The sequence below is a fragment of the Edaphobacter aggregans DSM 19364 genome (genome assembly GCF_000745965.1).
Classification (GTDB): Bacteria; Acidobacteriota; Terriglobia; order Terriglobales; family Acidobacteriaceae; genus Edaphobacter; species Edaphobacter aggregans.
In genome coordinates, this window is the sequence record NZ_JQKI01000002.1 from 296,271 (window position 1) to 311,767 (window position 15,497).

At 54.3% G+C, this 15,497-nt stretch carries 9 protein-coding genes and 2 pseudogenes; 8 read left to right on the forward strand and 3 right to left on the reverse strand.

Going from position 1 to position 15,497, the window contains the following annotated elements; all coding sequences use genetic code 11:
• Positions 1–10 precede the first annotated feature (10 nt).
• Positions 11–1,054, reverse strand: coding sequence for a cytochrome c oxidase subunit II (gene coxB / locus Q363_RS03910; RefSeq protein ID WP_084079961.1), 1,044 nt, complete (start codon positions 1,052–1,054; stop codon positions 11–13).
• A gap of 2,317 nt (positions 1,055–3,371) precedes the next feature.
• On the opposite strand from coxB, the pseudogene Q363_RS46070 reads away from it, so the two are divergent.
• Both Q363_RS46070 and Q363_RS03920 read left to right on the forward strand, forming a co-directional pair.
• Positions 3,372–3,860 (forward strand): annotated as a pseudogene (locus Q363_RS46070) (DUF1016 N-terminal domain-containing protein); the annotation flags it as partial.
• Between the two features lie 1,245 nt (positions 3,861–5,105).
• Entirely contained in the window at positions 5,106–5,789 is a 684-nt protein-coding gene (locus Q363_RS03920) for a YwaF family protein (protein WP_169746921.1), read from the forward strand.
• Between the two features lie 89 nt (positions 5,790–5,878).
• Here the strand turns inward: Q363_RS03920 and Q363_RS03925 are convergent, their stop codons facing one another.
• Positions 5,879–6,688: an alpha/beta hydrolase gene (locus Q363_RS03925; RefSeq protein WP_035348045.1), complete on the reverse strand. Its 810-nt coding sequence runs from the start codon at positions 6,686–6,688 to the stop codon at positions 5,879–5,881.
• A 157-nt stretch (positions 6,689–6,845) separates the two neighbouring features.
• Between Q363_RS03925 and Q363_RS43680 the strand changes: the two are divergent.
• Positions 6,846–7,329 (forward strand): annotated as a pseudogene (locus Q363_RS43680) (Tn3 family transposase); the annotation flags it as partial.
• Positions 7,330–7,453: 124 nt separating this feature from the next.
• Here the strand turns inward: Q363_RS43680 and Q363_RS03935 are convergent.
• On the reverse strand, positions 7,454–7,918 hold the full coding sequence (locus tag Q363_RS03935) for an Lrp/AsnC family transcriptional regulator (protein ID WP_035347979.1): 465 nt from the start codon (positions 7,916–7,918) through the stop codon (positions 7,454–7,456).
• A 91-nt stretch (positions 7,919–8,009) separates the two neighbouring features.
• On the opposite strand from Q363_RS03935, the gene hutH reads away from it, so the two are divergent.
• From hutH to argE, 5 genes are all read left to right on the forward strand, one after another.
• Positions 8,010–9,614 carry a histidine ammonia-lyase gene (gene hutH, locus Q363_RS03940; RefSeq protein ID WP_245632018.1) on the forward strand — a complete coding sequence of 535 codons (1,605 nt, stop codon included), beginning with the start codon at positions 8,010–8,012 and terminating at the stop codon, positions 9,612–9,614.
• Positions 9,614–11,272 (forward strand): urocanate hydratase, encoded by a 1,659-nt coding sequence (gene hutU, locus Q363_RS03945; protein WP_035347980.1) that lies wholly within the window; start codon positions 9,614–9,616, stop codon positions 11,270–11,272. Before hutH ends, hutU begins: the two co-directional genes overlap by 1 nt.
• Entirely contained in the window at positions 11,269–12,489 is a 1,221-nt protein-coding gene (gene hutI / locus Q363_RS03950; RefSeq protein ID WP_035347981.1) for an imidazolonepropionase, read from the forward strand. The genes hutU and hutI overlap by 4 nt, the downstream gene beginning before the upstream one ends.
• A 79-nt stretch (positions 12,490–12,568) precedes the next feature.
• Entirely contained in the window at positions 12,569–13,975 is a 1,407-nt protein-coding gene (locus Q363_RS03955; RefSeq protein WP_035347982.1) for a formimidoylglutamate deiminase, read from the forward strand.
• On the forward strand, positions 13,972–15,096 hold the full coding sequence (gene argE / locus Q363_RS03960; protein WP_035347983.1) for an acetylornithine deacetylase: 1,125 nt from the start codon (positions 13,972–13,974) through the stop codon (positions 15,094–15,096). Before Q363_RS03955 ends, argE begins: the two co-directional genes overlap by 4 nt.
• Positions 15,097–15,497 lie beyond the last annotated feature (401 nt).

The following is a 15,497-nucleotide window of genomic DNA, read 5'->3' on the forward strand; positions in this document are numbered from 1 at the left end:
TCAAATTTCTCTAGCGCAGCGTCTTCATGTAACTGACGACTGCGTTCAGGTCGGCATCGTTTAACTTCATGGCCGGCATCAGCGAGCCGGGCTTGATCGCGTCCGGGTTTTGAATCCAGAGGCGGAGGTTATCTGGTGTGTTTTGGGCTGCACCAGAGGCGATGGTGGTACGACTCATCAGGTGCGTCAGGTCCGGACCAAATCGTCCATTTGCAGACGTTCCGTTCACGCTGTGGCAGTTAATACACGCCGTGTTTTCAAAGACACGCCTTCCCACGGCGACCTGGTCGTCCTGAAATGCGTGTTGTTGCTGGCCCCGCACCCACGCGGCAAACTCTTCAGGACTATCCACCGAGACACGCAACAGCATCTTTGCATGCTGAACCCCGCAGTACTGTGCGCACTGTCCGAGAAAGATTCCTGTGCGCTGCGGGTCTATCCACATGGTGTTCGGATGATTGGGAATCAGGTCGGTCTTGCCTGCGAGTTCCGGCACCCAGAAACTGTGGTCCGTGTCGGCAGAAAGCAAGTTCAAGAACGTGGGACGCGGATTCCGGGGATCGCTTACGGGAACGTGCAGCTCGTTTGCTGTCACAATGCCCTGCTTCGGGTAACGAAACTCCCACCAGTATTGGTGTCCAATGACGGTGACTTCTAATGCGCTTGCCGGTCTGGGAGCATCCTGAACCGCGTGGATCACTCGGGCAGTTGCCAGGAATAAAACGACCACGATCAGAATCGGAATAATCGTCCAGGCCAGCTCAATCTGCGTGCTCCCGTAGACCTGTGGCGGTTCGTGGTCCCCATCCGCCGCACGTTCGCGGAACTTGACGACGCAGTAGGCAAGTAACCCAAATACGACAACAAAGATGATCCCGGTAATGACGAGGACAAATATGGATAGGTCAAGGATGGTATGGGCAGGCGTTGATTTAGGAGCAAAGATGTTCGTGCCATTCTTGGGCTGGCCTGCGGCAAAAGAGGCAGTGAACAAGAAAGCAAGGAGCACACTCTGCCGTATGCCTTGGAACCTCGACGATTTTATCCGCCGCATCAACATTTTCATCTCCCGGTTCGACGTCGCATGTTCTAAACCGCGGCTTGCTTTGAAGCTATGTAACCTGATCGCTGCTTCGCGACAGAACTTTCACCTTGGATGATCTACGCTGAAATTGAATGCAAGCGCGCTGCCAAAATGGACCTGTCGCATTTGTTTCGTTGCCTCCGATAAACCCAATGAACTCACTATCCGTTCCCAAGAGGTGCCGAGGCATCAACAGTCGATACAACTGACATCGCCCGCGTGTCGACACGTCGTGTCAAATATTGACCAACCGACGTCTGGGCGAGCCTGCGTGTCTCTAGAGACGGCGAAGCACTCGTCCGAACGCAAAGAAATGAGCCAGTTAGCCGAACACTTGGAGACACATTTGTTCCGTTTTCGTTGGCACCCTGCTAAGCGCAAATTGGCTTCGATAGGAAAAGACATCGCACAGTGAGTTAGCGGACCTGCCTGTAGATGATTTGCCGGGAGTTCAGCGCGTTAGCGGTCTCTAGGTGTTGGTAATCCACTGGGGGAGAGGTTACATCTAAACCCGGCTTGTTTCCCGAGGGCTTCGGCTGCCCATTCCCTGACATGGGTACGTCATCAGTGCGGCTCGAGCGCATCCACCTCCAGCCAGATCAATGGATGCCCTATCTCCTGAGTACGCGTCGGAGTTTTTGCGTTGCCTGCCTCGAAACGGATCGGCCTCAGTGAAGCAGATACCCCGTTTGTGTTTGGCGAGAGACGTTAAGGTGAGCAGAACGACCTGCTTCAATTTCGATCGCGACGGCAGGCGGGCTCAATCTGGAAACGTGACCTCCCGACTGGGCAAATCAGCAAGATCTGTATCCGATTTGCTGCGCGAGATCAATTCATCCGGCTCAAGCCAGGCAGGAGCTCTTTGTTCCACGGAGGATGCCGATGACCTCTTCCTTCTGCTGCTCGACGACTCTTAGGTTGGTCTCCGCTCGACGGGTATGCGCCAATACATTCTAAAACGCCTGTAAATCAGCATCCCGGCTTAACACTTCCGCTATCTTCGCTCACCATCTGCTTTCCGCTCGTTTTGCCCACGGATTCTGAGCTTTTTTCGACGTGCTGTCACTTGCCCTAAACACCTTCTTACCGCCACGCAACTCCCCAGGCATGCAGAATGATGCGATCTTCAAGGCATAGTTCGTCGGGGAATAAGACCGCCCGATGTGCGTAACGAACATTAACGTTTTGCGTAATACACCAGGATTCGTGACGGATGATCCCGTTGCAGTGAGAGCAGGCTGAGTCCGCGCTGTATTGATTGCTGTGGCGTACTGGCTGTGGGTTGCGTGTCGACATGGTTACTCCTGCGGCTGTGGAAACAAACTGGATGAGCCGAGGGCGTTTCCTCTTGACCCAGTCGATCTCGGTCCTGACATTCTCATGAGCACTTTTAGAGCCAATGTGGGTGCCCTGCCTTGAGGTTTCCTGTAAGGGTTCTTTGGAAAACTGTTTATTTCGTTGTGGTCAGCCGATCCGTAACTCCAGACCACGATGAACCATGTCGAAATGTTGACAAGTTGCCGAAACGGCGCGATTTGTGAGTGGAAAAGACGACAACCTAGTTTCTCCTCGATGGCTGAACTCTGCTTGCCTGGCTCGGACGCTGGCGCTACCTAAAGGTAAACATTAGTGGCAGTGTGTGGCGGTTGAAAGCTGAAAGCGAGTTGTGAACTCGCGAGACTGTAGCTCGAATCGACCCGCACTTGACTACTTAGTCGATAGCCCGCCTCCAGTCGAACAGCAGACACGGAAGTGTCGATTGGACAGGTTCCTTCGAGGCCGTGCTGAGAAACTGTGCTCGCCTTATCAAATTGGCGGCAACACTTCGGAAGATGTCGAGATTAAGGGATTGGAAAGATTGCCATTTTCCGCCCACCGCGAGAATATTTCTAATATTTCTTTTAGAATCGAAGCGGGAGTAGTTCAGTGGCAGAACGTCAGCTTTCCAAAATGGATAAGCTAATTATTTCAATAATTTACAAAGAACTTTAAATAGCCGAATCGAATCCTGAAGAGTCAAGAGCAATATTTATAATGGCGTCGAATGTGGTGTTTCCCCTTTATTCATGCGGGTTTCAGCGTCACACCATCTTGAACATCATTGCAAGTGCCTCGGATCGCCTTTATGAACCCCTGCGAGATCACATTCAGGGGGACACCGACATGAACGAACTGGGTGGTAGTTCGTGATATTGTCCCGACACTCGGAATCCGCTGCGTTCGGAACCTAACCCTTTTATAATGAGCATCTGTTGCCAACGACAATGGTGACTGGCTTGGCCAGCAGGCGCCCGACTTGAAAGGCATTTCGGCCTCTAACCTGTGGAGAATGAGGCAGTTCTACGAGACCTACGCGGAGCTGCCAAAACTCGCAACACTGTTGCGAGAATTGTCCTGGTCCAAGCACATGCTTGTCCTCTCTCATTGCAAATCGTTAGAGGAAAAGGAGTTCTATCTGCTAGCGGCGACTCGCGGTCGCTGGTCGCATCGGGAGTTAGAACGACAGATCAAGAAGTCAGCATTTGAACGAACGATGCTGTCGGAGTTAAAACTCGCAACAGCGTCGCAAGTTTTGCCGGAGACTGCGACCGGAGTGTTCAAAGATAGCTATCTTCTGGATTCCCTCGATTTGCCGAGGCACACAGCGAAGCGGATATGGGTCCTCACTGGTGCACCAGTACTTATTCCCGTCCCTTCCCTCGCTCCACGGAGGGTGCCGCGATGCCCATTCATGCCGGGTTCGCCTACGCCGTGCAGATCCGCAAGAGGGTCCTGAACGACTCGATCCTGCTTGCGTACCACGCCGAACGGATTAACCGGCGACTCTTCGTCCCGAGCTTGCCCGACGGACCACCCGATGTCGCCGAGATACGCGCAAGGCGAGAACGTCATGAAGCTCGACGACTTTCCCTACCCGCTGACCGAGGTTGTCAATCGAAGAGAGGACCTGTGTAGCTATTGTTTCTTCGGCGGGCCGGGGTGGGAAGCGACCGTTTCTGTAGTGTCGCCTTCGATCCCGATACTGACCGCGTGCTTGAACATGAACTCGCCCGCTGTTTCGATGTAGTCGACGTACCGCGAGCAGGAGTCGTCCGCCGGTAGCAGCCGACGGAGTCAATTCTTGCGCTCGACGAGCGCTAACCGACGTAGGTCCCGAACCTACTCGCCGCCGCTCGAGGTCAACTACGACGCAGATTAAATGCCATGCACGAGCAGGCGCTCATGGCGGGGTCACTACACCAAAAGTAAAAAAACGTACGTTTAGGTTTGTTGCGGAAACCTATCGCGTTTAGAAAGGCAATCGCAATACGTTTATGCAATGTGAAATACGGGGTTTTTCTGCAAGTGGAGCATCTTGCAATAACCTTCGTTTGCGCAACGAGCTAAAACCACGTGTTTGCCTCGGCTTCGCTGTAGTCTTGTGATTCGATCGCCATATCCGCTCAGGAAGGTCAGGAAGGAACCGAACCAATGGCGAGCTACGACACTTTAGCAAATTCTACGACGCGATCATGGGAGATCGAGCGGAGGCAACGGAGTGCCTTCGGGAATTCATTCGGAAAGAGTGTCCAGAGTGTCGCTTTTCAGGATCAGTAGCGCAGATTTATCACGCTAAATGTCATATCGCGGGACTGAGCCTTTGAATATTGCAGCGATTGGCGCCGCTCAACTTCCCATGACCCAGCCATCGATTGTTTGTAGAATCGGACCCGAATTGGGAAAAGTTTCCCCGGAATCCGAATGCTTTTTGACCAAGATTGACGTGAGGCTGTCATTCAGGCGGACACCACCATCGTAAGTTTGCTAATCTCTGCCACCCGTAAAAGTACGACAAATAGCGTGATCAAAATGCGACAAATAATTAGATAAACGATAGTCTGAAAATCCGACGACGGCGACGGGGGTGTCGGCGGCCGTAGGTCCGGGTGGTGACGACGATGTTGATGATGACGCCGGCGTCGGCGACGATACAGCGCCGTGACATTCAACATTTGCGCTATCGGACGGAAATGCAATGCCAGTGAATTTTACGATCTTTAGTCCGATTCACCTTGCGATCCTGACCACTGTTCCGGCTCTTGCGGCAGCTCTCGTGGCTATTGAGCGGCGAGTCTCCTCAGGATGCAAGAGAATACGAATAGGGCTGGCTATGGTTCTTCTGTTGAATTCAATTGTCTGGTATGGATATTTGGCAGTGCGTGGGTTGCTTATCTTTCCGGCCAATCTCCCTTTAGAGCTTTGTGATGTCACTCTCTTGCTCATGATTCTCGCATTGCTCACTCACAGGACAACAATCTTCGACCTGGCTTATTACGGCGCGTTGGCCGGAACGTCGATGGCGTTGATCACCCCTGATCTCTGGGAGCCCTTTCCATCTCTGGCGACAGTTCAGTTCTTTGTCACTCACGGCCTGGTCGTGACAAGTGCACTGTATCTGGTCTGGTCCGGACAAGCGCGGCCACGTCCAAGATCGATTTGGAGAGCCATGCTCGGTTTAAACCTCTTCGCCGCAATTACGGGCGCGTTTAATTTCACCTTCAAGACAAACTACCTTTATCTTCGAGCTAAACCCGAGAATCCCTCTCTACTCGATTCTTTAGGACCTTGGCCCTGGTATATCGTTGCTTCAGAGGGAGTGGCGCTTGGCCTATTCATCCTTTTATACCTGCCGTTTTGGTGGCGAAATTCCAAACCTCGTCAGTGACCGGAATCTCCAGGCTATCGCTTGCTGCTTGTAGCGACCCCCTTATTAAGGGGATCGCGGCACGGATGCTGAAGCTAAGCCCTGACCACCTAAAGGCTGTTCAGGAACTTCTGGAGAGCGGTGTGGTATTGAGTTGGGGCGATGAGGGAGGACTCTTCGTGGCAGTAGCCGTTGATTTGAAGAAAGTTTTTGGGAGGAAGGGCAGCGTCGTAGAGTTCCTGGCCGAATCGAAAGGGAATGACGGGATCCTGAACGCAGTGGACGATCAGAATGGGGACGTGAATTTCCTTTAGCCAGGCTTGAGTATCGAACTGCCCGTGTGTGAGAAGGCTAACGCCCGGTAGAAACCAGAAAACTCTGCGGGCAACTCGAGAAGCGGATGGAAACGGGGCCTCAAGAACTACGCCTCCGACCTGGTGGCCTGCTGCCAAGTGGGTGGCGACGGCGGAGCCGAGGGATTGGCCGAAAGAAATGATCGCTTTGTGGTCGATACGTTTCGTGTTCACGAGGTATTCGTAGGCCGCTTCGGCATCGCGGTAGATGCCAGCTTCGTCCGGTTTTCCTTCGCTGTGGCCGTAACCCCGGTATTCCAGGGCTAAGATATTTGCGGGTGCGCTGCGGAGAAATTCGTAGGTAAGTGCTCGGTTGGCAATGTTTGAGGCGTTGCCGTGAAACGCGAGAAAAGTGAATTTCGCACTGTCATGGGGAATCCACCACGCGTGTAGCCTGACGCCATCGGAGGCTGTGAGCCAAACGTCTTGAACAGGCAGAGCCCGAGGATGCCAGTCGCCGTCGAGGCGATCAGGATAGTTCGGGAAGAAGATCAAGCGCGGTTCGAAAATGCGGACAAGCACCAAGACCAACACGTAGGCGACGAAAATTGCGAGAAAGAGGTTCAAGAGACGACTTTGAAAGCGTTTTTTCGAGGCATTTGGAGCTTCCATCGCGTAACGCGAGAATAGTCGAGCGACGGCGCGAAAGTAAATGTGTGAGTTGAGGGAAGGTTAGATGGCAGCTCTCTCTTCGATCTCGGGCCGGTAAAGCGGCATACCTGCACCGTGCCAGAACAGTCTTGCCCTCGCACTGTGCGAAATTGGAAGAATCGAACGAACCCTATTCATGCTGGCGTGGCTCGAAGATTCGGCGCTGCGACGGCGCGTCACCGCCGGTCTGAACAAGGGAGAAGGCCGCAACTCGCTGGCACGAGCGGTGTTCTTCAACCGCCTCGGCGAAATCCGTGACCGTTCTTTCGAAAACCAGCGCCACAGGGGCGGTGGGTTGAACCTGCTGGTTGCTGCGATCACGCTATGAAACGCGGTCTACCTCGAAGGGGCTGCAGAACTGCTGGCGAGATCAAGTGTGTTTGATCCGGCCTTGCTTGGGCACGTCTCTCCGCTCGGCTGGGAGCACGTCAACCTCACTGGCGATTACACATGGCACTCAAATAAGGGTGGCTAAAGGTGGGTTCCGACCCCCCCCCGAATACCCAGAAACGGCTTTTTCGGCGCGCCTTAGCGTACATAAAATTTCCGTTTCGTGAGGTGTCCCCTTTTTACCTCAACTCTGTTGCCACTGCTGCTCCTGCCTGTCCTCTATGAATGGATCTTCGAGAAGGAGCGGCCAAACGAGTTGAAGCAGGACGATGCCAGCTTGGTGAAACACCACTAGAGGCTACCCAAAAGCCGGGAGTCCTGCTTTCGCTCGAGCGGTGTGGAGAGAACCATGCTGGTCGTAGGATTTCCATATGGAAGGAGCTTTTCTATCAAATCTTCCAATTGTCCGACCGAAGAGAGGACTATTTTCAAGAGGAAAGCATCGCCTCCAGTCAGGTGGTGACATTCCTGTACTGCATCGAGAGTGGGTAGAAATTTGAGGAAGGGCCTGTAATGGTCCCCGTCGCAGGTGAGTCGCACAAATGCTGTAATCGAGAATCCGAGTGCTTGCAAGTTGATCTCCGCTCGGTAACCTCTGATTAGGTCGAGGCTCTCAAGCTGACGGACGCGTTCGGCCGCTGCGGAGGGAGAGAGTCCAACTCTCCGGCCCAACTCTGCGAATGGGATGCGTGCGTCGGATGTGAGTTCCTGGAGTATTTTCTTATCGATAAGATCGATTTCGTTGGATTGAAGCATTTGCTTACCTCGACATCGCTGCTGACGGGCTAAATCCTATGGCTTTGCACTGTGACGAGTATTGTGCCGTGGTTTCGGTGAGTATAGACGAATGAAACCATTGATCCAAGCGTGCAAGAGCTTAATAACAGGGGAATGTGCATTCTCATCGCGAATGATTTTCCTTAATATCAGCAACATGGTTCATTTGGATGGCGCTGGCCTCACGATTGAAGATGTTATTGCGGTAGCCGAAAGAGCTGAACCGGTGCAGATCTCAGCTGCGGCCGTTGCAAGAATGGACGTTTCGCGTGAGAGAGTCGATGATGCACTGGGTGGGGCAAAGCCTGTGTACGCACTCAATACGGGCGTCGGCCTGCTGGCAAACATTCGCCTCGACGAGTCAGAGATCGAAGCAATGCAGGTAAACCTGATACGTTCGCACTGTTGCGGCGTGGGTTCTCCCCTGTCCGTGGCTGTCGTGCGGGGCATGATGCTGATCCGGGCTAACGTTCTGGCAAAGGGGCTTTCCGGTATACGCCCCTTCGTTGGTGAACGTATTTGCGATTTACTCAATCACAAAATCACTCCGGTAATTCCATCGCGGGGCAGTGTGGGTGCGAGTGGAGATCTAGCTCCCCTTGCTCACATGGCGCTTGTGCTGCTTGGCGAGGGCCATGCGGAGTATCAGGGTGAAGTGCTGCCTGGCGGAGTTTGTCTGGAGCGCGCCGGGTTGAAACCTTTAAAGCTTATGGGCAAAGAGGGCATATCGCTTTTGAATGGCACGCAGGCGATGCTTTCTATGGGTTGCTTGCGGCTGAATGAACTTGAAAGCCTGTTCTATTCTGCGCAGACTACGGCAGCACTGACCATAGAAGCACTTCGTGGAACCGCTGTCGCACTCGACTCGCGTTTGCACGCGGCGCGGCCTCATCCAGGGCAGATGTTGAGCGCGGCCCATCTTGCCAGTCTGCTGAAGGGCAGTGCGATCCCGAGGACGCATGGAGAAGGCAGCCGCATTCAGGACGCATATTGTCTCCGTTGCATCCCTCAGGTGCATGGCGCTGTCTGGGATACGTTGGCGGAGGCTCGCAGAGTCTTCGCGATTGAACTGAACAGTGCCACGGACAATCCACTGGTGTTCGAGGATGCGATTGTTTCAGGAGGAAACTTTCACGGCGCTCCGCTGGCGCTTGCTCTGGACTATCTGGCGATTGCATTGTGCCAGCTTGCGGGCATATCGGAACGACGAACGGAGCGACTGCTGAATCCCAGTCTGAACGAGGGCCTTCCTGCATTTCTCGCATCGAGCCCTGGTATCGAGTCCGGATTGATGATGGCCCAGGTAACCGCTGCGGCGCTGGTTGCCGAGCTAAGGGTGCTGGCCTCTCCGGCATCGACAGGGTCTATTCCTACAAGCGGCAATCAAGAGGACTTTGTCAGCATGGGCATGACTTCGGCGCTTAAACTGGAGCAGGCCGTAACGCTCGCCAGAATGGTCGTTGCGATAGAGTTGTTGGCAGCAACTCGAGCACTCGACCTCCGTGAGGATACCAGTACCCCGGCACTCGAAGAAGCGCGTGCTCGCTTCCGCGCGCGTATTCAAGCGTGGCGTGAAGACTGCGTTCTCTCTGTCAGGATGGAAGAAGCGTCGCGTTTTTTGGCAGATGATGGCCTGCAGAAGATTGAAAGCGTTGAGACCGTGGAGGCAATCTAGTGACAGGAGCCTATTCGCCAATCCGGGCTGTTCGCGGCAACACTAGAACGGCCCGTGGGTGGATTCAGGAAGCAGCCAAACGGATGTTGATGAACAACCTTGACCCTGATGTAGCTGAAAAGCCTGAAGAGTTGATCGTTTATGGAGGACGAGGTAAGGCGGCGCGCAACTGGGAGTGCTATCACAAAATCGTTGAAACGCTTGACCGGCTCGAGAATAACCAAACGCTGCTGGTTCAGTCCGGCAAAGCTGTCGCTGTCCTCGAGACACACCGCCTGGCACCGCGGATTTTGATTGCAAACTCCAATTTGGTCCCGCATTGGGCGACGTGGGAAGAGTTCGACAAGCTGGATTCCGCGGGGTTGATGATGTATGGCCAAATGACTGCTGGCTCGTGGATCTACATTGGTACCCAGGGGATTCTGCAGGGTACTTACGAAACATTTAGAGGGGCGGCACAACGCTATTTCAGCGACTCGCTTGCAGGAACAATCACTGTCACCGCGGGCCTTGGTGGGATGGGAGGGGCCCAGCCGCTTGCTATCAAGCTGGCTGGAGGCGTGAGCATCTGCATTGAAGTTGATTCGACGCGCATCCGGCGCCGCTTGGAGATGCGCTATCTCGATAAGACGACCAACTCTCTGGATGAAGCGATCCAGTTGGCCCAGCTAGCCAAGCGGCGACGCGAGGCGGTGTCTATCGGTCTGATGGGCAATGCGGCGGAGTTGCTGCCTAAGATGGTTCAGCTTGGATTCACTCCTGACCTCGTGACGGACCAGACGAGCGCTCACGATCCGATGTGGGGCTATCTACCATCTGCTCGTGCGGACGAGGATCTGAACTCTCTCCGGGCACAGAATCCCAAAGCGTACCTAGAGCGCGTACAGTCGTCGATTTCACAGCATGTACAGGCAATTCTGGAGATGCAGCGGCGAGGTGCCGTTGCATTCGACTACGGAAATAACTTACGTGCACAGGCGAAGCTTGCCGGTGTGAGTGATGCTTTTTCCTATCCAGGATTTGTCCCGGCCTTTATCCGCGATTCTTTTTGCGAGGGGCGTGGACCTTTCCGCTGGGTAGCACTGTCCGGCGATCCAGCCGATATTGCAAAGACAGATCAGGCGCTGCTGGAGCTCTTCCCGGAAGATAAGCGGTTGAACGAATGGCTGAGCTTCGCATCGACTCAAATTGCCATTCAGGGACTACCGGCACGCATTTGCTGGCTCGGCTATCGTGAGCGTGATCGCGCGGGATTGCTCTTCAATCAGATGGTGCGTGACGGACGGCTGAAGGCGCCTATCGTGATTGGGCGAGATCATCTTGATGCAGGTTCCGTAGCCAGTCCGTACCGTGAGACTGAAGGAATGCTGGATGGTTCGGATGCGGTCTCCGATTGGGCATTGCTCAACTTCGCAACCGGAATTGCAAGCGGAGCGGCGTGGATGAGCTTTCATCACGGTGGGGGAGTTGGTATGGGGTACAGCCAGCACGCGGGATTGGTTGCAGTTGCCGACGGGAGCGATGAGGCCGACGAACGCCTGAGATTGTGCCTGAAGAATGACCCCGCAATGGGAGTCATCCGCCATGCCGATGCTGGATACGAACGAGCCCTTAACACAGCAAAGCAACGCGGCCTGGATCTACCGAGCATTCCATGACGGCTGACCTGCTGATTACCGGAATCTCGCAACTCGTCACGGCTAAAGGAAGTGGTGCAAAGCACGGGCCAGCTATGCGCGAGTTGCACGTAACGGAACGCGCCGCGATCGCCATCTGCAACAGAGGAATCATCTGGACAGGGAAAGAGCGCGACTGGAGCGGTGAGGCTCTAGCGTCGGTCGATGTAGGAGATCGCGCGGTTGTTCCTGGATTGATTGATCCGCATACTCATGCAGTATGGGCTGGTAACAGGCTGGCTGACTTCGATGCGCGCACGTCGGGCAAGACCTACGAAGCTATCCTGGCTGCTGGTGGTGGGATACGGAGAACAATACGCGCCACGGCTGCGGCCACGAAGGACGAGCTGCTCTCGCTTGCAGAACCACGCATCCGTGCGCTGCTGCAATCCGGAGCGACCACCGTTGAGGTGAAGTCCGGTTATGGATTCACGCCTGCGACTGAGATTGCGATGCTCGAGGTGATCCAGGCGCTTGCTGCAAGGACGCCCGCTCGCCTTTTGCCCACCTTACTGATCCACATCCCTCCGGCGAGCTCGGAAGATCGTCCCAGGTACATCACCGAGATATGTACGGAACTCATCCCTGAAGTCGCAAGGCGGCAACTGGCTACGGCGGTCGACATCTTTGTTGAAAAAGAAGCGTTTCATGTGGACGAGGCAACCTTGGTTCTGCAAAGTGCGAAGCAGCATAACCTCGCGGTAAAGTTGCACACGGAACAGTTTCAGTGCATCGGAGGGTTAGAGCTTGGTGTGCGGATGGGTGTATTGAGTGTCGATCACCTTGAAACATGCGGTCCTGAGCAGCTCGCAATGCTCGCTGCCAGTTCTACGATCGCAACGATTCTTCCCGGGGTCTCTCTACACCTTGGGATACCTGCAGCACCAGGACGGCAGTTGGTCGACGCAGGCGCTGCCGTTGCGGTCGGGACTGACTTGAACCCTGGATCGAGTCCGTTATTCTCTGCCGCAGCGGCTCTTGCCCTTGCAGTGCGTTTGAATGGTCTGACAGCACAGGAAGCGCTCGTTGCCGGTACAGTCAACGCAGCTTGCGCTCTCGGACTTGCGGATACCGGTCGTCTTGAGGTGGGATTGCAGGCTGACTTTCTAGTATTAGAGGGAAGCGATTGGCGGGAGCTTGTCTATACGCTCGGCGGTAACCCTGTGCGTGAAGTGTGGATTCGCGGAGAAAGACTCTAGGGCGTGGTTGCCATCACGGCCAACAGAGCTTCGTAACACTGCTGGCATACATTGAACCCGATTCGGACGAGGATGCTCGATGAATACTTTTTACCTTCCGCAGTTGCTCTATTCCGACGGTACATTCCTCTCGAACAGAGGGCTTCTGGTTGATGAAGCCGGCAAGATAATAAAGCCTGCCGCACAAGCGGACAGCCTTCTCGACAAAGTAATTGAGCTGCCCGGCAAAGCGCTCATGCCAGGGTTCGTGAATGCTCACTCTCACTCCTTTCAACGCCTTATCCGGGGCAAGTCCGAATCAAGGATAGTGAGCGGAAAGGACTTCTGGAGCTGGCGGAGAACGATGTACCACGCTGCGGCCCAACTGAACCCTCAGGAAATCTACGATGTGGCACGGATGGCTTTTCTTGAGATGATGCTTGCAGGGACTACAACAGTTGGGGAGTTTCACTACCTCCATACCAACGCAGACGGCCGGCCCTATGAAGACCCCAATCTACTTAGTAAACAGGTAATCGCGGCGGCGCAATCTGTAGGATTACGTATCGTTCTGCTTCGAACCGCATACTTGAGATCGGGATACGAGCTACCTCGTGATCCAGGACAAACGCGGTTCTTTGAATCGACCCGCGACTTCCTGCTCAACATGGACGCTCTCGTGGAAGAGTTTCCTGCAAACTCTGCGGAGGTCCGTTTTGGTGTTGCCCCTCATAGCATTCGGGCTGTGCCGCTCCATGATCTGGAGGAGATCGCGGCGTGGAGCCGTGCAAGAACGCTTCCTCTGCATATGCATGTGGCAGAACAGATTGCGGAAAACACGGCATGTGTCCGCGAATATGGGTACACCCCGATTGAGCTTTTGAGCCGGAATCGCATTCTCGGTCCCGACTTTACCGCAGTGCATTCAATTCACATCAACGCCGGCGAGATTGAGATGTTCTCTCAAGCCGAAGCCACCATCTGCTCCTGTCCCACGACTGAACGCAATCTCGGGGATGGTGTGATTGCTTCCGACCTTGTGATGAAAGCAGGCATTCGCGTAGCGCTCGGATCAGATAGCCAAGCGCAGATCGACCCACTGGAGGACGCGCGTGAGCTTGACTATCATCTGCGACTCCGGGACCAAGAGCGCGCAATCCTGGATCAGATAGAAGGGAAGGCTCTTGCCTCGCGTCTCTTTGCGTGTGCAACGATGAACGGCGCGCACGCACTATCTGTCCCGACCGGAGAGTTTACATCTGGCTCATTTGCCGATTGTTTTACGGTCGATCTCGACGATCTATCGATAGCCGGGCACTCTTCTGATGACCTGTTGCCCATTACCGTGTTCTCTCTCAATCGGTCCGCGATTCGGGACGTGATCGTGAACGGCAAGTTCATCGTTCGCGATCAACGGCATCACCTTCAGAACGAAATCGTTGCTCGTTATAACGAGATTCATGGGAAGGTGTGGCAGAACAATGCTGTTGAAAGTGCGCACCGATGACAGTCGTTGAGCACTTGGAAAACCTAATTCGTATTCCGTCAGTTTCCTCTCTTTCCAATCGTTCGATTGTGGAGTACGCGGCCCGGGTCCTGGAGGAGGCTCACTGGGGTACTCGATTGATGACGCATGTAGACGCGACGGGCTTGGAAAAAGTCAATCTGATTGCGGCTCCTCGCGGACAAGCCCCCGAAGATCCTGAAGCTGATCTGGTCTTCATGTGCCATACCGACACGGTTCCGTACGCAGCAGACTGGACGAGGGCCGTTGAACCATTCATTGTTGATGGACTGCTTTATGGTTGCGGTGCCTGTGACGTGAAGGGATTCCTCGCTTGTCTCCTGACGGCCATCAGCGAAAGTAACCCAGCGGAGATGCGGCGCGGATTGCGTTTAGTCTTGACGGCTGATGAAGAGATCGGCTGTCTCGGCGCCAAACGCTTGATTGCTGCCGATCTCATTAAGCCTAGACGCATCGTCATTGGCGAGCCCACTTCGTTGCACCCTGCGCGGGCAGGGAAGGGATACTGTCTGGCGGAGGTCACCATTTGGGGAGAGGAAGCACACAGTGCACATCCTCTCCAGGGAAAGTCGGCTATCTATGGTGCAGCTCGATTTATCACCGCGATTGAGGAGCTTTCTGCCCAACTTGCAGCAGAGCAGAATGATTTTTTCACACCTGGGTATACCACCATCAATATCGGAACGATTATGGGTGGTACGGCAAAGAATATCGTTCCAGGGCAATGCAAATTTCAGGTCGAATGGCGACCTCTTCCAGGAGCATCTGCCAATTCAGTTCTTCAATCGATCACAAGAATTGCTGAACAGATGAAAGATGCCGATCCGAGCTTCAAGTCTGAGATTAAGGTATTGCGTCAACAAGTTGGTTTCGAAACCGCCGAAGACTCGCATCTCGTGTCATCCATTGAAACACTTACTCTGAGATCGGCCACATCGATTCCATTCGGTTCTGAAGCTAACGTGCTTGCGTCGATTGCGAAGGAGGTTGTCGTGTTTGGCCCTGGAGATATGCGGACCGCGCATAGCCGCCGAGAATGTGTCCCATTGTCTGAGTTGCACGAAGCTGTCTTTTGTATCAAGTCACTGATAAAGAACTTGTAGCGCGGACGGACTCCGAAGATTTCGATAAAGTGTGTGCCTGATCGGTGAGCCGGTCGAGCACGGCTTGCAGAGCCGGGCGTTGGTGAAGACCTGGGGTCACTCGGAGAAGGGGGCAGGTTGGTGGTTACTATGGAAGCGGAGTGGTATGGATGACGGTAGTACTCCGTCGGAACCGCTCCATACCAACATCATTCGACGAGACTCGACCTGTTCGGGGAGCGGTTCGGATAGAGCCGTAAGAAGGAAGCCGATGGTGCGGTCGGGGCAGACTCATACGGATACAGACCTGGGAAATCGGCATTGGACGCGGTTGGAGTTGCGCGAGAGCGCTGCTGGCGTTATGCCTGGGTGCTCGACCTCGACATAAAATCCTATTTCGATACGATTTCTCACGAACTGCT